This is a genomic window from Maribacter litoralis, from assembly GCF_003075045.1.
In the GTDB taxonomy this organism is placed as follows: domain Bacteria; phylum Bacteroidota; class Bacteroidia; order Flavobacteriales; family Flavobacteriaceae; genus Maribacter; species Maribacter litoralis.
Genome location: NZ_QCZD01000003.1, coordinates 885,144 through 907,081, shown reverse-complemented (window position 1 = coordinate 907,081; position 21,938 = coordinate 885,144). Strand labels below are relative to the sequence as shown.

The following is a 21,938-nucleotide window of genomic DNA, read 5'->3' as shown; positions in this document are numbered from 1 at the left end:
TTACTTATGTCTGTATTAGACTCAAAAGTACCTAAAGGTCCGTTGAAAACGAAGTGGACCGATTATAAGAACCATATTAATTTGGTAAACCCTGCCAACAAACGTAATATTGATGTTATTGTAGTTGGAACAGGATTGGCAGGTGGTTCTGCTGCTGCAACTTTAGCAGAATTAGGCTATAATGTAAAAACATTTTGCTACCAAGATTCTCCAAGAAGAGCACACTCTATTGCTGCACAAGGTGGTATTAACGCAGCAAAAAATTACCAAGGTGATGGTGATTCTACCTACCGTTTATTTTATGATACCGTAAAAGGTGGAGATTACCGTTCTAGAGAAGCAAACGTATATAGATTAGCAGAAGTTTCTGCGAATATTATTGACCAGTGTGTTGCACAAGGTGTTCCTTTTGCACGTGATTATGGTGGTCTTTTAGATAACCGTTCTTTTGGTGGTGTATTGGTTTCAAGAACTTTTTATGCCAAAGGACAAACAGGGCAACAATTATTGTTAGGTGCCTATTCTGCAATGAACAGACAAATTGCTCGTGGTAAAATTACCCCGTTCAACCGTCATGAAATGTTAGATGTTGTCAAAGTAGACGGTAAAGCCCGTGGTATTATTGCCCGTAACTTGGTTACCGGTGAAATTGAGCGCCATTCTGCACATGCTGTAGTTATAGCATCTGGTGGTTATGGTAATGTTTATTTCCTATCGACAAATGCAATGGGATCTAACGCAACCGCTGCTTGGAAAATACATAAAAAGGGAGCTTTCTTTGCTAACCCTTGTTACACACAGATCCACCCAACATGTATTCCACGTTCAGGAGATTATCAGTCAAAACTGACTTTGATGTCCGAGTCTTTACGTAACGATGGACGTATTTGGGTTCCAAAGAATTTAGAAGATGTAAAAGCCATTCGTGAGGGCAAAAAGAAACCTACCGATTTATCTGAAGACGAAAGAGATTATTACTTAGAGAGAAGATATCCTGCTTTTGGTAACCTTGTACCACGTGATGTTGCCTCTAGAGCTGCAAAAGAACGTTGTGATGCCGGTTACGGTGTAAATGCAACAGGTGAAGCCGTATACTTGGATTTTGCATCCGCAATTCAGAGATACGGAATAGAACAGGCAAAAATTCACGGTATAAACAATCCTTCTGCCGACAAAATTTATGAATTAGGTGCTGCTATCGTAAAAGCGAAATACGGTAACTTATTTCAGATGTATGAGAAAATCGTTGATCAAGATCCATACAAAACACCAATGATGATTTACCCAGCGGTACACTATACTATGGGTGGTGTTTGGGTAGATTACAATTTAATGACAACTGTTGAAGGACTTTACTGTATAGGTGAAGCAAACTTTAGTGATCATGGTGCAAACAGACTTGGAGCCTCTGCGTTAATGCAAGGATTGGCAGATGGTTATTTTGTATTACCATATACTATAGGTGATTATTTATCGCATGAAATTAGAACAGGTAAGATCGCTACTGATTCTCCTGAATTTGATGAAGCAGAAAAGTCTGTAAAAGATAGAATTGATTTCTTTATTAATAATAAAGGACAACATTCCGTTGATTATTACCACAAGCGTTTAGGTAAAATTATGTGGGAAAAATGTGGTATGTCCCGTAATGCCGAAGGCTTAAAAGAAGCGGCTAAGGAAATTAAAGAATTAAGAGAAAGTTTCTGGAAAGAAGTTAACGTACCTGGCTCAGCAAACGAAATGAACCCTGAATTGGAAAAAGCCGGTCGTGTAGCAGATTTCTTGGAGTTAGGTGAACTATTTGCCAAAGATGCCTTGGTTAGAGAAGAATCTTGTGGAGGTCACTTTAGAGAAGAATCTGTTGAAATTGGTGGTGAACAAGCTGGTGAAGCAAAGCGTAATGATGAAGAATTCGCATTTGTTTCCGCTTGGGAATATAAAGGAGAACCTGGTGATGCTGTTTTACATAAAGAGCAATTAGAGTTCAACGAAATTGAGTTAAAACAAAGAAGTTATAAGTAGTTGATGGTTGCTAGTTGCTGGTAATGTACCAACAACGAACAACGAACAACCAAAAACGAAATATTATGAATCTTACATTAAAAATCTGGAGACAAAAGGGACCAAAAGATAAAGGTTCTATGGTCGACTATAAAGTAACGGATATTTCTGAGCATATGTCCTTTTTGGAAATGATGGATGTTCTGAACGAGCAATTGATCAACCAAGGAGAAGAGCCAGTTGCCTTTGATCACGATTGTCGCGAAGGTATTTGTGGTATGTGTTCAATGTACATAAACGGTGAGGCCCATGGTCCTGATCGTGGTGTAACTACATGCCAATTGCACATGCGTATGTTCAAAGATGGTGATACTATAACTATTGAACCGTTTAGAGCTAAGGCATTTCCTGTAATAAAGGATTTAGTTGTAGACAGAAGTTCTTTTGACCGTATTCAACATGCAGGTGGATATATTTCTGTAAATACCTCTGGTAATACACAAGATGCAAATGCATTACCAATATCTAAACATGCTGCCGATGAAGCTATGGACGCCGCTACCTGTATAGGTTGTGGAGCATGTGTAGCAAGTTGTAAAAATGCCTCTGCAATGTTATTTGTTGGTGCAAAAGTATCTCAATACGCACTATTGCCACAAGGACAAGTAGAAGCTGTTGACCGTGTTAAAAACATGGTAGCACAAATGGATTTGGAAGGATTTGGTAACTGTACCAATACCGGGGCTTGTGAAATTGAATGTCCTAAAGGAATTTCTTTGGAGAATATCGCAAGAATGAACCGCGAATATTTAAGTGCCAACGTTAAAAGTTAGACTTAAAAATCATAAAGTTTTAAAAATCCCGGCCATTAAGGTTCGGGATTTTTTAATTTTAAGATATGTCAAAAGACTACAAGCAAGAGCGAATTATAGTACCAAGGTTTAATGAAGAATCTGGTTTTTACACAACTCCACAGCGCTCTAAGATCATGAGTAAAATACGTGGTAAGAACACAAAGCCAGAACTAGCCTTTAGAAAAGCCTTATATGCAGCTGGCTATAGATATCGCATTGATTATAAAAAGTTAATAGGTAAACCAGACATTGCCCTACCCAAATATAAAACTGTAATATTTGTTGATGGTGAATATTGGCACGGTAAAAATTGGGAAGAAAGAAAACCAAAAATAAAGACAAATCGAGAATTTTGGATTGCCAAAATAGAACGAAACATGCAACGTGATGAAGAAGTAAACCAAGAACTTAAACGTTTAGGATATACTGTTTTTAGATTTTGGGAAACCGAAGTGAAAAAAAACCTTGATGATTGCATCTCAAAAACCATTGCCCACTTAAACACCGTTGAAAAAAGCGCAAAATAAATTTTATAAAGTTCATTTAATAAATGTTTAACCCTTGCAAACCCTTTATTAATAAGGCTTTAACGGACATTACCTTCTTTGATATGTAACTTAGTATCAAAGAAATTATTAATCGTTAAAAACTATATATTATGAAGAGGATAGCAATATTAGCTACTAATGGATTTGAAGAAAGTGAATTAAAATCTCCAAAGGAAGCGATGGAAAAAGAAGGCTTTAACGTCGATATCGTAAGCTTGGAAAAAGATGAAATAAAAGGTTGGGCAGATGGTAATTGGTCTAACAGTTACACTGTAGATAAAACCTTAAACGAAGTAAGAGCTGAGGATTATAACGCCTTGGTATTACCAGGTGGTGTAATTAATCCAGATTTACTAAGAAGAGAAGAAAAGGCACTGGATTTTGTACGTGACTTTTTTAAATTGAAAAAGCCAGTAGCGGCAATTTGCCACGCACCTTGGACGCTGATTAGTGCCGGAGTGGTAAAAGGAAGAAAAATGACTTCATTTCATTCCATTAAAGATGATGTGATTAATGCAGGAGCTGATTGGGTAGACCAAGAAGTTGTTGTTGACGAAGGATTTGTGACAAGTAGAAATCCGGATGATTTACCTGCTTTTAATTCTAAATTAATTGAAGAGATAAAAGAAGGAAAACATGAAATGCAACATGCATAATTCATTTTAGTGGAATTGAGAAGCCCACCCTAATGGTTGGGCTTTTTTTATGTCTTTCTGTAAAATGCATACATTTACTAGTATGGATTACAAATCACTTATAGATGCATCTAAACTGCCAGATGTAAAAACTACCATATTCACCACCATTGGTAATCTAGCAAGAAAGAACAATGCTATTGACCTATCTCAAGGCTTTCCTAATTTTGAAGCAGATCCAAAATTAACCTCGTTGGTAAGCCAAGCGTTAAATAACGGACATAACCAATACGCACCTATGCAAGGCTATTATGGTTTAAGGGAAATCATTTCACACAAAGTCGCATCGTTACATCAACATACCTATCATCCAGAAAACGAAGTAACCATCACCGTAGGTGCAACTGAAGCTATATTTACGGCCATTACAGCCTTTGTAGGCAAAGGTGACGAGGTAATTGTTATAAAACCGGCTTACGATTGTTATGAGCCCGCTATTGTCTTAAATGGTGGTGTTCCGGTTTATCTTCAACTTGATGCTCCAGATTATAAAATTGACTGGACCACTTTTAAAAAGAAGATAAACGACAAAACCAAAATGGTAATTATCAACACTCCGCATAACCCCAGTGGAACCATTCTCACTAAATGGGATATGGAACAGTTAGAAGCTATTTTAAAACCTACCAACATAATTCTATTAAGTGACGAGGTGTATGAACATATTGTTTTTGATGGACGCGGACATGAAAGTGCATCGCGCTTTTCAGATTTGGTTAATAGAAGTATTGTTTGCGCATCCTTTGGAAAAACATTTCATGTTACCGGTTGGAAAGTAGGATACTGTGTAGCCCCAGCTGAGCTGATGTCAGAATTTAGAAAGGTGCATCAATTCAATGTGTTTTGTGTAGACCATCCTGTACAACGCGCTTTGGCTTGCTATTTAAAAAATGCCTCTCACTATTTAGAATTGAATGATTTTTACCAGAAAAAACGTGATTTCTTTCTAGATGGGATAAAATCATCCAAATTTAAGTGTAAACCTTCCCAAGGTACCTATTTTCAATTATTGGATTATACCAAGCTAACTAAGGAAGTAGATGAAGTTATCGGTAAACGTTTAATCATAGAAAATAAGATAGCATCAATCCCTATTTCATCGTTTAATGTTGACCATAGAAATGACCATATGCTACGTTTCTGTTTTGCCAAAAAACAGGAAACTTTAGAAAAAGCTGTTGAAATTCTATGCAAGCTCTAACACCTACTTACTAAAAAGCCGCGTTTACCTTAGTCATAAATTCACCAATTTTACTAGGCTCTAGCCAACGTGTAACAACCACTACATCATTTACTTTATCAATGACTATAAAATTACCGCCAAAACCTGCAGCATAGTAAATGTTTTCAGAAAGACCTTCCCAATGTCTGTCGCCCTTTTTATTTAACCACCACATATAACCATAGTTCACATTGGGTTTTGATGGTGTGGTAGCCTTTTTTATCCAGGCATCAGAAATCAACCGCTCATTTTTCCATGTTCCATCATTAAGGAACAGTAATCCAAAACGAGCCATATCTTCAGTACTAATAAATATTCCAGCACCGGAATGTCCACCGCCCGTTACCGATTTCATTTTTAGTCCGTCAATTACTGTCCAAGCATCATCATAACCAAACCAGCGCCAGGTAGAAGAAGCGCCAATCTTGTCCATTATCTTTTCTTTCAAGACCATAGGCATTGGTTTACGCCATACATGGGTTAGCGAATACGCCAAAACATTTACACGAACATCATTATATTCCATAACCGTACCCGGTTCTTTAGGTGTGGCTAACTTCCAATCGTCAATACCACCTTTGCTAGGCGGTCTGTCTGCCCAATCTTTTCCACCCCATAATTCTCCAGACCAAGCGGAGTTTTGTTGTAATAAATGTTCCCAAGTAATTTTAGAATTATGGGCTCCGTCAAAAGTACCATCCCAAATATAATCTCCTACTGCATCTTTTGTGTCGATAATTAGACCTTCATCTTCTGCAAGACCAGCCATCGTGCTAAGGAAACTTTTTGTAACGCTAAAGGTCATATCTACTCTTTTTGTATCGCCCCACTGCGCAACGATATATCCGTTCTTAAGGATCATACCAGCCGGACCACCACGTTTTTTGGTTGGTCCAAGAATTTTATGAAATGGTTCTCTTTCAAACCCCTTTAGAATTGCTATTCGTAAATCTCTAGACCCGGAATATTCATTTGCCTCGGCAAAGGCTACAGCCTCCTGTAACGAAGCATCATTTATTTTAAAGGATTTTGCAGCGCGTTGTTCCCAATTAGCGTTTAAATCTGGAAAGTAATAATCCTGTGCATATAAATCGGTAAAAGCGATAAGCGAAATGATAGCGAGAAAGTGTAATTTCATATAGTTTGTTTATAGTTACAAAGTACTTAAATCAAAGCGCATTAGCCAATCGGTCTGCTCATCAGTACCAATGAAATATGGATGAGTATCAAACTTTTGAAATCCGTGGCGTTGATAAAATTGAATTGCACGAGTATTTTCTTCCCACACCCCTAACCAAAGCATTTTCTTGTTTTTTTCTTGAGCTAAACTTTTGATGCGATCTAATATTTGTTTGCCTAAACCTAAACTTTGATACGCTTTTAAAACATAGATGCGTTCTAACTCTATACTATCATCTCTTTTAACGTCTGATTGCGCAGAAAGTACGTTGAGCTTAAAATAGCCCGCCAATTCATCATTTCTGTATACAAAGTAGAAATCACTTTCAGGGTTTAAAAGTTCAGCTTTGATTTTATTAAGGGCAAAAGCTTTTTCTATATAATCCTTAAAATCGGAAGGATCATTATCTTTCTCAAAGGCATTTACGAAGGTCTGCTCAGAAATCAATCTTAATTGTTCTACATTCTGAAGAGAACATTTGGTATATGTGAGTTCCATACTACTAAAATAGAAAAAGGAGCAAATTACTTTGCTCCTAATCGGGGGAAATTCTATAAAAAGGTTGATTTGATAACTTATCTGTTTTAAATACCGCTCTATGAAAGCGGTATTATAATTCGCGGGCATTTTTCATATGCGAACTTTTATTGTTTTTCTGCAAATAATTTTCCTTCTGTTCTCATGAGAATAACACCGTCGTCGGTTTTTTCCATTTTCACAAAATCGTCGGGGAAATCTGTACCTGGGTAACTTACAATGTATACTCCATCATGAACACTCCAGCTAAAATCTGTTAAGTAGACCACTTGATCATTTTTATAACCATGAAACCTACCTAAATAGACATCATTAAAAATCCATTCTTCATTATCTACTACCATTTTATTTTCATTGGTCGCAGTTTTCACCGTATGCTGCCAAATACCGATAATGGGGTCATTGTTCTCCTCTATTTTGGAACATGAGGTAACTAGTACCATCAGAACCAGACAGTTGAATACATACTTCATATTAGGTTAAGTTTCAAAAGCGATTTGGGATTCACTTTTAATTACCATTCAAATATATGTAGTCTTTTTCTTACAAAATAATATTTGTGGTAAAACTTATAAAAAGTGTTGTGAACTTAGAGCACCTAGTTAATGAAGTTAGGAGTTATCGCATACCGTAATCTTAAATATGGATATAGGACAAAAAAAAAGAGCGACCTAAAGTCGCTCTTTTCGTTATTTTTTCAAAGACTATTTACAACATAAATAGCTTTTTAGTAAGTCGTAGAAATCCGCTAAAAAAGTCATTTCTATAGACTTGTACCTTATGTTCTGGTGTAATGTTGTTTGTTTGAGAATTCATGGTGGTTAAGTAATTTATAGATTAAGGATTTAATTACGACCTAAAAATACATTTGTAACCTTGAATTTCACTAATATTTGTTGTGTACGCAATATAATATGTTGTGAAAAAATTAAAAAACATATTTTACCGATGAATACAATACCGTCTTAAACAGACATTTCCTTTACTCCATCAGATACCACCAACTTACCTTCTGTAGCCATTTTAATTTCTTCAACACTAACGCCTGGAGCCCTTTCTAAAAGCAAAAAACCTTCTTCTGTCACTTCCAATACCGCTAAATTGGTAACTATCTTCTTAACGCAGCCCACACCTGTTAAAGGCAAACTACAGCGTTTCAATAATTTGGATTCACCAGCCCTATTGGTATGCATCATAGCTACAATGATATTTTCAGCTGAAGCAACTAAGTCCATTGCCCCTCCCATACCTTTTACCATTTTACCTGGTATTTTCCAATTGGCTATATCGCCATTCTCTGCAACTTCCATGGCACCTAAAATAGTTAGGTCTACATGCTTTCCCCTAATCATGGCAAAACTTGTAGCCGAATCAAAAAAGGAAGCACCGGGTAACGCAGTAATGGTTTGTTTACCTGCATTGATCAAATCGGCATCTTCTTCACCATCGATTGGAAAAGGTCCCATACCCAAAATTCCATTTTCACTCTGAAATTCTACACTAATATCATCACGTACATAATTTGCCACCAAGGTAGGTATACCTATACCAAGGTTAACATAGTAACCGTCTTCCACTTCTTGTGCAATTCGTTTTGCAATTCCGTTTTTATCTAACATGGGCTTATTTTTGACGTACAGTTCTTTGTTCTATTCTTTTCTCATAATCTTTTCCCTGAAAAATGCGTTGCACAAAAATACCGGGAATATGAATTTGGTTTGGATCAAGCTGACCTTCAGGTACCAATTCTTCAACTTCGGCAACGGTTATTTTAGCGGCACCACACATACAAGGGTTAAAATTCCTTGCCGTACCCTTAAAAATTAAATTTCCGGCAGCATCACCCTTCCATGCCTTAACAAAGGCATAATCTGCTTCAAAAGCTTCTTCTAAAATGTATTTCTTACCATTAAACTCCCTAACCTCTTTACCTTCGGCTACTTCTGTGCCATAACCTGCAGGGGTATAAAATGCCGGAAACCCTGCTTGTGCCGCTCTACACTTTTCAGCAAGCGTACCTTGTGGAGTTAGCTCAACTTCCAACTCTCCACTAAGCATTTGCCTTTCAAACTCATCATTTTCTCCAACATAAGAAGAAACCATTTTCTTAATTTGATGTTGATGCAACAATAATCCCAAGCCAAAATCATCAACTCCCGCGTTATTGGATATACAGGTAATATCCTTTACACCTAATCTTACTAATTCGGTAATAGCATTTTCAGGTATGCCACAAAGACCAAATCCACCTAACATAAAGGTCATTCCATCTTTAACACCCGCTAACGCATCGGTTACATTATTTACAGTTTTACGTATCATTTTGTCATTAATTAACTTGTTACTAAAATACCGAATATAAATGGGATAAAATAAAAAAAGGTCTTGGCGAATACCAAGACCTTTATCAATATCATATTTTATAACTTAAAAATCAAGATCATCTAAATCATCATCCGTATCGGTCTCGCTATCCGAAGCCTCTTGAAACTTCTCACAATCTATTTCAATGGACATATTTTCAGGTTTTACAAAGTCCTCTTTTGAAATACCCAATTCTTCGTCAGCATAGTTCTTTGTCATATATAGTCCCCAAATAGGTAAAGCCATAGATGCTCCTTGACCATATGTAATACTTTTAAAGTGAACGGATCTTTCTTCACCACCTACCCAAACTCCGGTAACCAGATTAGGAACCATACCCATAAACCAACCATCACTATTATTCTGAGTAGTACCTGTTTTACCTGCAATTGGGTTGGTTAATTTATATGGATAACCAGTTATAATTTCATCATACTCGGGTCTCCATTTATTTGCACCAGTAGTACGTAAACGTGTACCTGAACCACCTTGGGTAACGCCTTTCATTAAATCTAAAATAGCGTAGGATACATCTTTACTTAATACATCTTTCGTTTCTGGAACATATTCGTACAAAACAGTACCATCTTTATTTTCAATACGTGTAACCATAACAGGTTTTACATAAACACCCTGGTTTGCAAAGGCACCATATGCACCAACCATTTCATATACATTAACATCTAATGTACCCAAAGCTATGGAAGGCACTTCTAAAATATCACCCGTAAGTCCTAGATTACGCACCATGCTCACAACCGATTTAGGGCCCACCTCATCAATTAACTGGGCGGTAACCGTATTCACCGAATTTGCCAAAGCCTTCTTTAAGGAGTAACTGTTACCAGAATATTTAAGGTTGGAGTTTCTTGGGCACCAAGGCTCCATATTACCATGTTTGCCAGCCTCTATACAATACTGGGTATCTGGGCGAGTTTCACATGGGGATAGCCTTAATTGATCGATCGCCGCAGCGTATACAAAAGGTTTAAAAGTTGATCCTGCTTGCCTAGCTCCTTGAATAACATTGTCATATTGAAAATGCTTATAATTGATACCGCCAACCCATGCTTTTACATGACCCGTTTGAGGTTCCATTGACATCATAGCAGTTCTTAAAAATGCCTTATAATAACGAATGGAATCTCTTGGGGTAAGAATAGTATCTTTCTCTTTGGTCGGACTTTCCCAATCGAACACTGTCATCTCGGTCTTTTTGTCAAAAGACTCTCGAATCTCTTTTTCAGATTTGCCCTCGCTTTTCATGATTTTCCAACGATCTGAATTCTTCATTGCACGTTCCATGATCGACTTTGTTTCTTCTGGCGTAATGTCTAAAAACGGAGCAGTCTTATTTCTATCTGGAGTGTTCTGATGAAAAAATTCGGCTTGCAGTTTAGTCATATGCTCATTTACAGCTTCCTCTGCATTAGCCTGCATCTTAGAATCTATTGTTGTGTAGATTTTAAGTCCGTCCAAATAAAGATTATACCGATCGGATTCATCACCAATGGCCGGCTTCGGATTTTTATCGATCCAATCTTTCATAAAACGCTGTAAATACATTCTAAAATAAGTTGCCAGACCTACACTATGCGTTTCAGGATTATAATTGATATCCATTTTCATCGCCTGTAAAGAATCTTTTTCCGCTTCGGTTATGTAATCGTATTTTGCCATTTGCGCAAGCACAACATCTCTACGGGTCTTTACCATTTCTTCCCTACGCAAAGGGTTAAAAAGCGAAGAGTTTTTGAACATACCCACCAGCATTGCAGATTCCTCAATCTTTAAATCTTTAGGCTCCTTACCAAAATATATACGGGCAGCAGATCTAATACCATCGGCATTATTTCCAAAATCGTAAATATTGAAGTACATACTTATAATTTCTTCTTTGGTATAGCTACGCTCTAATCTAATGGCAAGAACCCATTCTTTAATTTTTTGTTTTATCGCATCGAATTTACTTCTAGAACGCACACCAACAAAAAGCTGACGAGCCAACTGCTGCGAAATGGTACTGGCACCACCTTTACTACCTAAATATGCAAAAGCCCTAACTGTACCACGGGCATCGATACCGGAATGATCTTTAAAACGAGCATCTTCTGTAGCGATCAATGCATTTACCAAATTATCGGGAAGCTCTTCAAATTTTACATCTGTACGGTTATCGTCTAAATAGAACTTACCCAGAAGCTTACCGTCTGAAGAGATAATCTGCGATGCTAAATTGGTTTGTGGATTCTCTAAATACTCATAGGGTGGCAACTCACCGAACAACCCCCAAGAGGCAGATAAAAATATTAATGCCACTAAGGCAATACCAGATGCAAATAAAATCCAAAACCACAAGATGAATTTGGAAAAATTGTTGGTTGTTTTCTTCTTTACCGCTTTTGCCATTGTTTAAGGGGTGCTTTTTGTTACTTCTATACCTACATCGGTAATACCTTCGAGATTAATAATACCAGAAACATTACCATTTTTACGCATTGCGTGTGATATCTCAATAGTATATACGCCGGAAGACGGAAAAACGATGTTTTCCTTATACCATAATTTATTTTCTTTAATACTGCCGCTACCTTTACCGAGCCAAGTACCATCTGGTAGAGACATGGCATACTCCAAGGTATCTTTGGTTACTTCACCCTCGGGTGTTGTTAAAGCCGCAATGATAAATAAATTACTGTATGGAAATGTATTGTCGTTCCTCACATTGATAAAGACATCATGCTGGTTAACGGTATCCATCTCTGATAGAGAAAACTCCAAGATATTATCTTTGTTCCAAACACCATCTTCCAATGTTCTGTATTCAGATTTTATAATATTACTATCGCAGGAAGCAAATAGCACCAAGGCTAAAAAGCAACAAGATAAACTACGCATTCTTCTGATTTCTTTTACGATTTCTGTTCTTGTTCTTATTTCTATTTCTATTCTTGTTCTTGTTTCTGTTCTTATTTCTATTACCCTTAGGTTTATCGAAACGGGTAAGGCTATCTTGGCCAACAACATTTTCAAAAACAACTTTTTCCTCTACGACAATTTCCATTGCGTACATTTCTAAGCTCGGTACCTTTTCTTTCTTTTTGTTCTTTAGAAGAATCTCATTTACCTGATCTTTAGAAAGTACATGCCAATTACCCGGATCATCTTTGTAAGAGAACCAGAGCATTTCTTTAAAAATATCGGTTTTTTGACAAAAAGCGAGTCCTTTTTCAGTGAATAACTTAGTGTCTTGTGATGGAAAATCTTTTAGTGCATCTAAATACACATCTAGCTCATAATTTAAGCAACACTTTAGTTTACCACATTGACCCGCAAGTTTTTGCGGATTTAAGGATAACTGTTGATATCGAGCAGCAGAAGTACTAACAGACCTAAAATCGGTCAGCCAGGTAGAACAACACAATTCTCTACCACAAGACCCAATACCGCCAAGGCGTTGTGCTTCTTGACGATACCCAATTTGACGCATTTCGATACGAATACCAAATGCCTTTGCCATATCTTTTATCAGCTGGCGAAAATCTACACGTTCGTCTGCTGTATAGTAAAATGTAGCTTTAGAACCATCTCCTTGAAATTCAACATCAGAAATTTTCATTTGAAGCTTTAAGATAATAGCAATTTCACGCGCTCTTTTCTTAATTTCTTCTTCTCTATCCCTACATTTTTGCCAAATATCTATGTCTTTCTGGCTAGCTTTCCTGTAAATTTTAGAAGCGTCTTCCTCTTTAAAGGATTCTTTTTTTCGCTTCATTTGTACACGTACAAGCTCGCCAGTTAAGGTAACCATACCTATATCATGACCAGATTGTGCCTGTGTAGCAACAATATCACCAATGGAAAGTGAGAGATTTTCAGTATTTCTAAAAAACTCTTTTCTACTATTTTTAAATCTTACTTCAACAAAATCGAATGGTCGTTCCCCATTTGGGAGCGACATATTAGAAAGCCAGTCAAAAACTGTCAGTTTATTGCAACCATCTGTACCGCAAGTACCGTTATTCTTGCATCCCTTTGGTTGTCCATCCTTACCGGTAGAACAACTACTACAACCCATATTATATATATTGATTTGGTCGAATTCTTTAAAATTCACCAAAAAAGGTTCATAAAAAACTTATAGGTAAAGATACAGTTTTTTTAATGTGAAATAAAAGCTAAGTTCATGCTAACCGTTATAATTAGCAACTGTACTTACTCCACAGTAAAAGGCTCCAAACCATATTAAACTTAAGCAAGCACTCATTTCTGGTAACTGAAAAAACAGCCTTGTTACTGTAATTTACCACGTTTACGAATACTTATTTTTTAAACTTGAGCACTTCTGATCGTCCTTTTTTAAATATTTTGTTGCTTACAACCTTACCTTTTCTCAATGCTTTTTGTTCTTCATAAGGTAGCTCATGCACCTCTTTACAAGCATCTGAACAGCAGTTATTCATCTTTTCTGCACAAGATTTACATTGTATAAACAACAAATGGCAAGCTTCATTTGCGCAATTAACATGATCGTCACAAGGTTCACCGCACTGATGACAATTTGCAATGACATCTTCACTTATACGTTCACCCCTTCTATGATCAAAAACAAAATTCTTACCTCTAAACTTATTTTCAAGTTTCTTTTGTTCTACTTGCCTTGTGTACTCAATTATACCCCCTTCTAACTGGTAAACTTGTTCAAAACCTTTATGCTTATAATAAGCACTTGCCTTTTCACAACGAATACCGCCTGTACAGTACATAACAAGTTTTTTATCTTTTTTATGATCAGCTAAATCTTTTTCAATAATGTCCAGTGAATCTCTAAAGGTGTCAACATCTGGAGTTATGGCATTTTTAAAATGACCAATTTCGCTTTCATAATGGTTTCGCATATCTACCAAAACCGTATCTGGATCCTCAATAAGTTCATTGAATTTTTCGGCATCTACATGAATTCCTTTATTGGTTACGTCGAAAGTGTGATCATTTAATCCGTCTGCCACAATTTTATTACGAACCTTTACTTTTAACTTCAGAAATGAAAGATTGTCTTGTTCAATAGCAATGTTCAGCCTTACGTTCTCCAGAAAAGATATACTATCTAAATGGGCTTTAAAGACATTGAAATTTTCGGCTGGAACAGAAAGTTGGGCATTAATACCTTCATGAGCTACATATATTCGCCCAAGAACATCCATTTCGTTCCAATGAATAAAAAGGTGATTTCTAAAAATAGTGGTATTACCAATGTGTGCATAGGTATAGAAAGAGATCGTAAGGCGCTCTTTGCCCGCTTCTTCAATTAAAGCTGCTCTTTCTATTGCACTTAATGTATTGTACAGTTGCATGCTATACTAATAATTTAAGCCTGCCTTGTGGCAGAAGGTTATAGAAAATTTTTGAGGTGCAAAAATAGCTATTATTCTTAAAAAACTCCTATTTAATTAGGGTTTAACACCTTATAGAAATTAAAAAGAGCCCTGTTTTACAACAAGGCTCTTTAAAGGCTATCCCATTTTTTTCTTTTTCATAACATTCTTAGAGAGTACAAAAGGAAATAGCCACCAATAATCGCCAACACTAAACGGCGATCTATAACCAATAAAGCAACTTCTATTTTTAAATAGATGGCAAATACATAAATTGGTTGCGTAAACGGTTTCATTATTATTCAATTCAAAAAAGAATTGGTAATTTAGCTTTCCAAAAAATTATGAAAATGAGTTCTGAAAAAGAAGCAAAATTAAAAGCATTAAAGTTGACCCTTGACAAAATGGATAAGACCTACGGTAAGGGCGCTGTAATGAAAATGGGGGATAGTGTTGTTGCAGATGTTGAAGTGATTCCTTCTGGCTCATTAGGTTTAGATATTGCGTTAGGTGTTGGCGGTTATCCAAGAGGTAGGGTTATTGAAATATACGGACCGGAATCTTCTGGTAAAACTACCTTGACTTTACATGCCATTGCTGAAGCTCAAAAAAATGGAGGTATAGCGGCATTTATTGATGCTGAACACGCTTTTGATCGTTTTTATGCCCAAAAATTAGGTGTAGATATAGATAACTTGATTATTTCTCAACCAGACAATGGTGAGCAAGCATTGGAAATTGCCGACAACCTTATACGTTCGGGAGCAATTGATATTGTAGTAGTCGATTCTGTTGCGGCGTTGACTCCGAAAAGTGAGATCGAAGGTGAAATGGGTGATTCTAAAATGGGTCTACATGCACGTTTAATGTCACAGGCACTTAGAAAACTGACCGGATCAATCAGTAAAACAAACTGTACGGTTATTTTCATTAACCAATTACGTGAAAAAATCGGAGTAATGTTCGGTAACCCAGAAACGACCACAGGTGGTAACGCCCTTAAATTTTACGCTTCCGTTCGTTTAGACATTAGAAGGTCTACACAAATTAAAGATACAGATGGTAACGTTCAAGGAAACAAGACCAGGGTTAAGGTTGTAAAGAACAAAGTAGCACCTCCTTTCCGTACTACAGAGTTTGACATTATGTATGGCGAAGGTATTTCTAAAGTTGGTGAAGTAATTGATCTAGGTGTTGAATACGAAATAGTAAAGAAGAGCGGTTCATGGTTTAGTTATGGTGACACCAAATTAGGTCAAGGCCGAGATGCCGTTAAAAACCTTTTATTGGACAACCCAGAATTATTTGAGGAATTAGATGGCAAAATAAGGGAAGCTATTGCTGCCTTGAATGCTTAAATTCAGTAAAATAAATTAACGTAAGTACCTTAACGCAACCATTGCACTTCATTTTCATCTTATAATCAAAATAGTTATATGATGAGAAATAAGATAATGCTGCTGGCGACAGTCATAGCATTAATATGCAATGGTTGTTCTATTGATGATGATGGCGCAAATTTCCATTTTACAGCATTGGAAATTGTTGATGCCGAAGTACCGGAATCGTTTGATCTTAACGAAACCTACCAAATTTCCGTAAATTATCTAAAACCAGATAGTTGTACGTATTATGAAGGATTCGATGTTGTAAAAGATTCTTTAACTGTCAGAAGCGTAGTTGCCATTGGCTCTGTAAGAACAGATTTCGATGATTGCACCGAAGAGTTAATACAGGAGACCGCATCTTTTAACTTTCAGGTAATCTATAGTGACCCATATACTTTTAAATTTTATACTGGAGATAATAGTGAAGGAGAGGCAGAATATATGGAAATTGTAGTTCCAGTAAACAAACCTTAAAACAACCAACCATTTGTGAGTCCAGAAGAACTCATACATAATTGTAAAAAAGGAGACCGTAAAGCGCAGGAACTGCTGTATAGAGCCTACGCTACTACCCTCTTTGGTATATGCTTAAAATACTCCAAATCTAAATCTCAAGCAGAAGACACCCTACACGACAGTTTTATGACCATTTACGACAAAATTGGTCAGTTCAAGAACAAAGGATCTTTTGAAGGATGGATGAAGCGAATAACCGTAAATACGGCACTACAAAAGTACAGAAAGGAAGAATACCTAAATGTAGTTACGGAAAATACGGAAGAAGAAGTAACAGTAGATAATGCCTTTAGCGACATCAGTTTACAAACACTTTTAGGCTATATACAAGAATTACCCAATAAATATAGAGCTACATTCAATTTATATGTTTTGGACGGATACACCCATAAAGAGATCAGTGAAATGTTAGGAACCTCGGTAGGAACCTCCAAATCTAATCTAGCACGGGCAAGGGCTTTATTGAAAGAAAAAATAGAAACTAAGGTAACACAGTCAATTATTAGTGTCCTTATCATAATATCAACACACTTTTTATAATCTGATATGATTATAGACTGAAATAATATTCGATGCAGAAGAAAAATATAGACGAACTTTTTCGAGATAAGCTCTCGGACTTCAAACAAACACCGGACAATAAGGTCTGGCGTGCGATTGATGCGTCATTGGACAAAAGAAAGAAAAAACGGGTCATACCACTTTGGTGGTCACTAGGTGGCGTTGCCGCTGCGTTATTAATCGGTTTATTGGTTTTTAATCCGTTTACAGAAGAGTACAAAACCAACGAAATATTGGTGGACACTGATAGCGAATCAGAATCAGTAAAGGATTCTCAGGCAACATCAGACAATGAAATATTTATTGACTCTATAAACAATACCACCAACGCTATAGTTGAACAAAATACAGTTAATGAAGACCATGGTAATGAAGACAACAGAATTCTACCCAGACATCAGAAAGAAGCAAACAAGATTACTGTATCTACCAGAAATGACAGTAAGAAAAATCTTGAAACACTTTTAACAGAGGATGCAATTGCCAAAAACAATAAAAACTCTTCAGAAGATAGTATTCAAAACCAAAATGGGTTGATCGCTGAAAATATTTCTACGGATGGTTTAGTTAAAAATGACTCTAAAAACACATCGACAGACAATATCGATTCAAATATAAACACCAATAATAAAAATAATACAGAATCCGCAATTGCTTCAAATCCTACCACTAAGGATGCCGAAAATGCTATAGTTGAAAGTACTTCTACTGAAGAAAACACAGAAGATCCTTTAGCAAACAAAAAATCAATCTTTGAAGAAATAGATAAACAAGAAGAGCTAAAAAAAGAAAAGGTAGCCCAAAACAGATGGTCTGCAGGACCAAATGTCGCACCGGTATATTTTAATGCACTTGGAGAAGGTTCGCCCGTAAATTCAATTTTTACCCCTAACACTAAAAGTGGTAATGTAAATATGAGTTATGGGGTATCGGTTGCCTATGCGGTTAGCAAAAAACTTACCATACGTTCAGGAATCAATAAAGTAGATTATGGCTACGACACAGAAGATGTTGCCTTTTCATCTTCTTCAAGTTTTGCCTCTGGTGATGGCCAACTTGCCACCATTGATTATGCCGAAACATCAAATACACTAACCATTTCAAGTAAAATAGTGCCTTCAGATAAATATAGCACCGTCAACACTGCTCAAGATGTTACAGCAAAAAGTGCATCTAAAGAAGGTTTTATGTCTCAACAACTAGGGTATTTAGAACTACCTGTAGAGTTGAATTATGCATTAATCGATAAAAAATTCGGGGTAAATATTATTGGTGGGGTCAGTTCATTATTTTTAATAGACAACGCGGTATCGTTAACATCAGGTGATTTGACTACCGAAATTGGAGAAGCAAATAATATTAATGATTTAAATTTTAGCGCCAATATGGGACTAGGACTTAACTATAACTTTTCACAAAAAGTCCGGTTTAATGTTGAACCAATTTTTAAATATCAACTAAACACCTTTTCTGATGTAAATGGTACGTTTAGACCGTATTCGGTTGGGGTATATAGTGGACTAACTTTTAAGTTTTAACTATTCTTAATCAGATCATCAAGTATCGTTTCTCTAACACTATTTCTAAGGTCTGCCGTATCTTCCGGACGTATGGAATGTGTATCAACAAATGAGTGCACTCTGGCCCTACATTTACCAGGTCCTCCACTAAAAAAGGTAAAAGAAAAACGCTCTTTGTTATCATAAAAAGTCATGGGTACCACTGGTATTTTATGGGCAATTGCCATTTTAAATGCACCGTCTTTAAACGCATCTAAAACTACGTGTTCTTCGGGGACTCCTCCTTCGGGAAAAATACAGATGCTTAACCCCTGTTGTAGCCTTTTCTGCGCTCTTCTGTATACTCCGGTTCTACTTTGGGTATTGTCTCTATCTACCATAATACAGACACGTTTGTAGAAAAATCCGAACAACGGAATTTTAACCAATTCCTTTTTACCAACGAAAACGAATGGGTTTCTACTAACCACCAACATAAGCATAATGTCTAGCATACTTGTATGGTTAGCGACCAACATATAACTTTTCTTTTTAACCAATTGTTGCTCGTATTTTACTTTCGGAAAACAAAACATACCGTACAGTATAGGTTTGGCCCAAAGATTTCTTGCCATCCAGAAAAATTGGGGATACCATAGTTCTTTAGAGGCAAAAATGACCAATACAGGAAAAAATATAATGATGGGTATGGCTACTAGAATATAAAACCAGATACGGTACAGGGTTTGACTAATTTGTCTAACGACTTTAAGCATAAATCAAAAGTAGTTATTTAGGATAGTTTTTTTGTATTGTTTTACCTTTGCTTGATACAATTAAAGATAATGGCAAGAATTTTAACAGGTATACAAAGTACAGGAACACCACATTTAGGAAATATTCTAGGAGCGATCAAACCGGCTATAGAAATGGCGAATGATCCGTCAAACGAGTCTTTTCTGTTCATTGCAGATATGCATTCGTTAACGCAAATAAAAAATGGCGAAGAATTACGCCATAACACTTATGCCGTTGCCGCTACTTGGCTTGCTTTTGGTCTTGATATTGAGAACACCGTTTTTTATAGACAGAGTGATGTACCACAAACCGCAGAATTATCATGGTACCTTAGCTGCTTTTTTCCGTACCAACGTTTAACCTTGGCCCATTCGTTTAAGGATAAGGCAGATCGATTAGATGATGTAAATGCCGGACTTTTCACTTACCCGATGCTTATGGCCGCCGACATATTGCTCTATGATGCCAATATAGTACCGGTAGGTAAAGACCAAATGCAACATCTTGAAATGACTAGAGATGTTGCTTCTCGTTTTCATGCTCAATTAGGCGAAACCTTTGTTTTACCGGAAGGAAAAGTACAGGAGGAAACAATGTATATACCTGGTACAGATGGAGCAAAAATGAGCAAGAGCAAGGGAAATTTGATCAGTTTGTTCCAGACCGATAAAAAATTGCGTAAGCAAATTATGGGTATTCAAACAGATAGCACCCCTATGGAAGACCCCAAAGACCCAACGAACGACAATGTTTTTGCATTATATAAAATTTTGGCGACCCAACCACAAATAGAAGAAATGAGTGCTAATTATTTAGCCGGAAATTACGGGTATGGGCATGCAAAACAAGCTCTTTATGAAGTAATCATAAACAAGTTTGAAGAGCCACGCGAAAAGTTCGATTATTACATGAATCACCTAAATGAATTAGATGACGCTCTTGCCTTAGGCGCCGAAAAAGCTAGAAAAGTAGCAGATGGAGTACTAGACAGAGTTCGGGAAAAGCTGGGTTACTAAATAGCTATCTCAAAAAACCACAAATATTAAAAACCGACCACTAGGTCGGTTTTTTGTTTTATATAAATTAGTACAACATATTTTTACCCGTTATGATTCCATACAATGACGATAAAACGCAAAATTAATATATAGTTTATTCGAAAAATTTTAAAAACAAACCAAGTAGTTTGCTAAATAGTTATATCGCCTCAAACAATTTCCCCGGTAATGGTCGTATTACACCTTTCATTTCCATGGCTAACAAGGTAGATGATGTTTTAAATATGGGTAGTTTACAATCGAGTGCAATACTATCCAATAATTGCTTCCCGTTATTCTGTAGATAGGTATATATTTCCTGTTCTATTTTATCAAGCTCAATGAACAGTTGTTTTTGAATAGGTGTATTCTTCTTTTCCTCAATATCCCAGTCTAACAAATAAATTAAGTCCGCCGCAGAAGTCATTACATGAGCTTTTTGCTGTTTTATAAGGTTGTTACAACCAAGGCTATATTTATCTGTAGTTCTGCCGGGCACTGCAAATACATCTCTATTATAACTATTGGCAATATCAGCAGTTACCAAGCTTCCACCTTTTTCAGCAGATTCCACTACTACGGTCGCTTCACTCACACCGGCTATAATTCGGTTGCGTTTTAAAAAGTTTTCACGCTCAGGTTTACTGGTACTCCAAAATTCTGTGTAAAATCCGCCATTTTTAAGAACCTCAGCTTGGTATTTGGCATGTACTTTTGGGTATATTTGATTTAATCCGTGCGCCAAACAACCTATGGTTTGCAAACCGTGCTTAATTGCTTCTTTTTGAATACAAATATCCACTCCATATGCAAAGCCACTAATAATTACCGGGTTCAGTGGTGCCAATTCCTCAATAAACTGCTCACAAAAAGAAGTTCCGTAACTTGTAATATTACGTGTACCTACGACACTAATAATTTTTCGTTGCGCTAAATCAATGTTTCCTTTTTGAAATATTAGAATGGGTCCGTCAATACAATGCTTTAGATATTTCGGATAGTTCTCATCTAAAAAATAAGTGCATTTAATATCATTTTTAAAAATATAATTGTATTCAGCTTCTGCAGCTTCCAAATGCTCTGTATCGAATAAATGCTTTATAGTATGTGTTCCAATACCGTCAATTTTCAAAAGATTCTGTTTTTTATCTTCAAAAATTGCGGACGGACTACCACAATGTGAAATTAATTTCTTGGCTAGGACATCTCCTATATTGGGTACATGTTGCAAACGAAGTATTGCAACAAGTTCATCGGCAGTGTGTTGTGTAGTTTTCATTTCTTGTTCACAAATAAGGTGAAAAAATATGTTAATAAAAAGTTACGAAAGAGGTTTTTATACCTCTTTATTTTTTTCATATTT

At 36.5% G+C, this 21,938-nt stretch carries 21 protein-coding genes; 10 read left to right on the top strand and 11 right to left on the bottom strand.

Annotation, left to right across the window (positions count from 1 at the left end; translation table 11 throughout):
• The first annotated feature begins 6 nt into the window (after positions 1 to 6).
• The 5 genes from DCS95_RS15490 (at position 7) to DCS95_RS15470 (ending at position 5,299) form a co-directional block, all read left to right on the top strand.
• Positions 7 to 2,022: a fumarate reductase/succinate dehydrogenase flavoprotein subunit gene (locus DCS95_RS15490; protein WP_116771671.1), complete on the top strand. Its 2,016-nt coding sequence runs from the start codon at positions 7 to 9 to the stop codon at positions 2,020 to 2,022.
• A gap of 65 nt (positions 2,023 to 2,087) precedes the next feature.
• Positions 2,088 to 2,834, top strand: a complete 747-nt coding sequence (locus tag DCS95_RS15485) for a succinate dehydrogenase/fumarate reductase iron-sulfur subunit (protein ID WP_116771739.1) — start codon at positions 2,088 to 2,090, stop codon at positions 2,832 to 2,834.
• Between the two features lie 65 nt (positions 2,835 to 2,899).
• A complete protein-coding gene (locus tag DCS95_RS15480) occupies positions 2,900 to 3,382 on the top strand; it encodes a very short patch repair endonuclease (RefSeq protein WP_116771670.1) in 483 nt (160 codons plus the stop codon).
• A gap of 131 nt (positions 3,383 to 3,513) precedes the next feature.
• Entirely contained in the window at positions 3,514 to 4,059 is a 546-nt protein-coding gene (locus tag DCS95_RS15475) for a type 1 glutamine amidotransferase domain-containing protein (RefSeq protein WP_116771669.1), read from the top strand.
• An 82-nt stretch (positions 4,060 to 4,141) separates the two neighbouring features.
• Positions 4,142 to 5,299, top strand: a complete 1,158-nt coding sequence (locus DCS95_RS15470) for a methionine aminotransferase (protein ID WP_116771668.1) — start codon at positions 4,142 to 4,144, stop codon at positions 5,297 to 5,299.
• A 10-nt stretch (positions 5,300 to 5,309) separates the two neighbouring features.
• Here DCS95_RS15470 and DCS95_RS15465 read toward each other — a convergent pair whose 3' ends face one another.
• From DCS95_RS15465 to trhO, 9 genes are all read right to left on the bottom strand, one after another.
• Positions 5,310 to 6,458 carry a serine hydrolase domain-containing protein gene (locus DCS95_RS15465; RefSeq protein ID WP_116771667.1) on the bottom strand — a complete coding sequence of 383 codons (1,149 nt, stop codon included), beginning with the start codon at positions 6,456 to 6,458 and terminating at the stop codon, positions 5,310 to 5,312.
• Positions 6,459 to 6,473: 15 nt separating this feature from the next.
• Positions 6,474 to 6,998 (bottom strand): GNAT family N-acetyltransferase, encoded by a 525-nt coding sequence (locus DCS95_RS15460; protein ID WP_116771666.1) that lies wholly within the window; start codon positions 6,996 to 6,998, stop codon positions 6,474 to 6,476.
• A gap of 146 nt (positions 6,999 to 7,144) precedes the next feature.
• On the bottom strand, positions 7,145 to 7,510 hold the full coding sequence (locus tag DCS95_RS15455) for a hypothetical protein (RefSeq protein WP_116771665.1): 366 nt from the start codon (positions 7,508 to 7,510) through the stop codon (positions 7,145 to 7,147).
• Positions 7,511 to 8,002: 492 nt separating this feature from the next.
• Positions 8,003 to 8,656 carry a CoA transferase subunit B gene (locus tag DCS95_RS15450; protein ID WP_116771664.1) on the bottom strand — a complete coding sequence of 218 codons (654 nt, stop codon included), beginning with the start codon at positions 8,654 to 8,656 and terminating at the stop codon, positions 8,003 to 8,005.
• Between the two features lie 4 nt (positions 8,657 to 8,660).
• Entirely contained in the window at positions 8,661 to 9,359 is a 699-nt protein-coding gene (locus tag DCS95_RS15445; protein ID WP_116771663.1) for a CoA transferase subunit A, read from the bottom strand.
• A 105-nt stretch (positions 9,360 to 9,464) separates the two neighbouring features.
• Positions 9,465 to 11,810 (bottom strand): penicillin-binding protein 1A, encoded by a 2,346-nt coding sequence (locus tag DCS95_RS15440; RefSeq protein ID WP_116771662.1) that lies wholly within the window; start codon positions 11,808 to 11,810, stop codon positions 9,465 to 9,467.
• A gap of 3 nt (positions 11,811 to 11,813) precedes the next feature.
• On the bottom strand, positions 11,814 to 12,299 hold the full coding sequence (locus DCS95_RS15435; RefSeq protein ID WP_116771661.1) for a gliding motility lipoprotein GldH: 486 nt from the start codon (positions 12,297 to 12,299) through the stop codon (positions 11,814 to 11,816).
• Complete coding sequence (locus DCS95_RS15430) at positions 12,292 to 13,479, bottom strand: PSP1 domain-containing protein (protein ID WP_116771660.1); 1,188 nt, start codon at positions 13,477 to 13,479, stop codon at positions 12,292 to 12,294. The genes DCS95_RS15435 and DCS95_RS15430 overlap by 8 nt, the downstream gene beginning before the upstream one ends.
• Before the next feature lie 244 nt (positions 13,480 to 13,723).
• Positions 13,724 to 14,755: an oxygen-dependent tRNA uridine(34) hydroxylase TrhO gene (gene trhO, locus DCS95_RS15425; protein ID WP_116771659.1), complete on the bottom strand. Its 1,032-nt coding sequence runs from the start codon at positions 14,753 to 14,755 to the stop codon at positions 13,724 to 13,726.
• Between the two features lie 371 nt (positions 14,756 to 15,126).
• Between trhO and recA the strand changes: the two genes are divergently transcribed.
• The 4 genes from recA to DCS95_RS15405 all read left to right on the top strand — a co-directional run bounded on the left by recA (position 15,127) and on the right by DCS95_RS15405 (position 18,779).
• Positions 15,127 to 16,134, top strand: coding sequence for a recombinase RecA (gene recA, locus DCS95_RS15420; protein ID WP_058105109.1), 1,008 nt, complete (start codon positions 15,127 to 15,129; stop codon positions 16,132 to 16,134).
• 78 nt (positions 16,135 to 16,212) lie between these two features.
• Positions 16,213 to 16,638, top strand: a complete 426-nt coding sequence (locus DCS95_RS15415) for a hypothetical protein (protein ID WP_244178469.1) — start codon at positions 16,213 to 16,215, stop codon at positions 16,636 to 16,638.
• Positions 16,639 to 16,653: 15 nt separating this feature from the next.
• The gene (locus DCS95_RS15410) at positions 16,654 to 17,220 is read left to right on the top strand and encodes an RNA polymerase sigma factor (protein ID WP_116771658.1); all 567 of its coding nucleotides are present in this window, start codon (positions 16,654 to 16,656) and stop codon (positions 17,218 to 17,220) included.
• A gap of 32 nt (positions 17,221 to 17,252) precedes the next feature.
• Positions 17,253 to 18,779: a porin family protein gene (locus DCS95_RS15405; RefSeq protein WP_116771657.1), complete on the top strand. Its 1,527-nt coding sequence runs from the start codon at positions 17,253 to 17,255 to the stop codon at positions 18,777 to 18,779.
• Here DCS95_RS15405 and DCS95_RS15400 read toward each other — a convergent pair.
• On the bottom strand, positions 18,776 to 19,516 hold the full coding sequence (locus DCS95_RS15400; protein ID WP_116771656.1) for a lysophospholipid acyltransferase family protein: 741 nt from the start codon (positions 19,514 to 19,516) through the stop codon (positions 18,776 to 18,778). The two genes, DCS95_RS15405 and DCS95_RS15400, sit on opposite strands and share 4 nt — an antisense overlap.
• Positions 19,517 to 19,585: 69 nt before the next feature.
• On the opposite strand from DCS95_RS15400, the gene trpS reads away from it, so the two are divergent.
• Positions 19,586 to 20,554, top strand: coding sequence for a tryptophan--tRNA ligase (gene trpS, locus DCS95_RS15395; RefSeq protein ID WP_116771655.1), 969 nt, complete (start codon positions 19,586 to 19,588; stop codon positions 20,552 to 20,554).
• 181 nt (positions 20,555 to 20,735) lie between these two features.
• Here the strand turns inward: trpS and dprA are convergent, their stop codons facing one another.
• Positions 20,736 to 21,854, bottom strand: coding sequence for a DNA-processing protein DprA (gene dprA / locus DCS95_RS15390; RefSeq protein WP_116771654.1), 1,119 nt, complete (start codon positions 21,852 to 21,854; stop codon positions 20,736 to 20,738).
• Between the last annotated feature and the right edge of the window lie 84 nt (positions 21,855 to 21,938).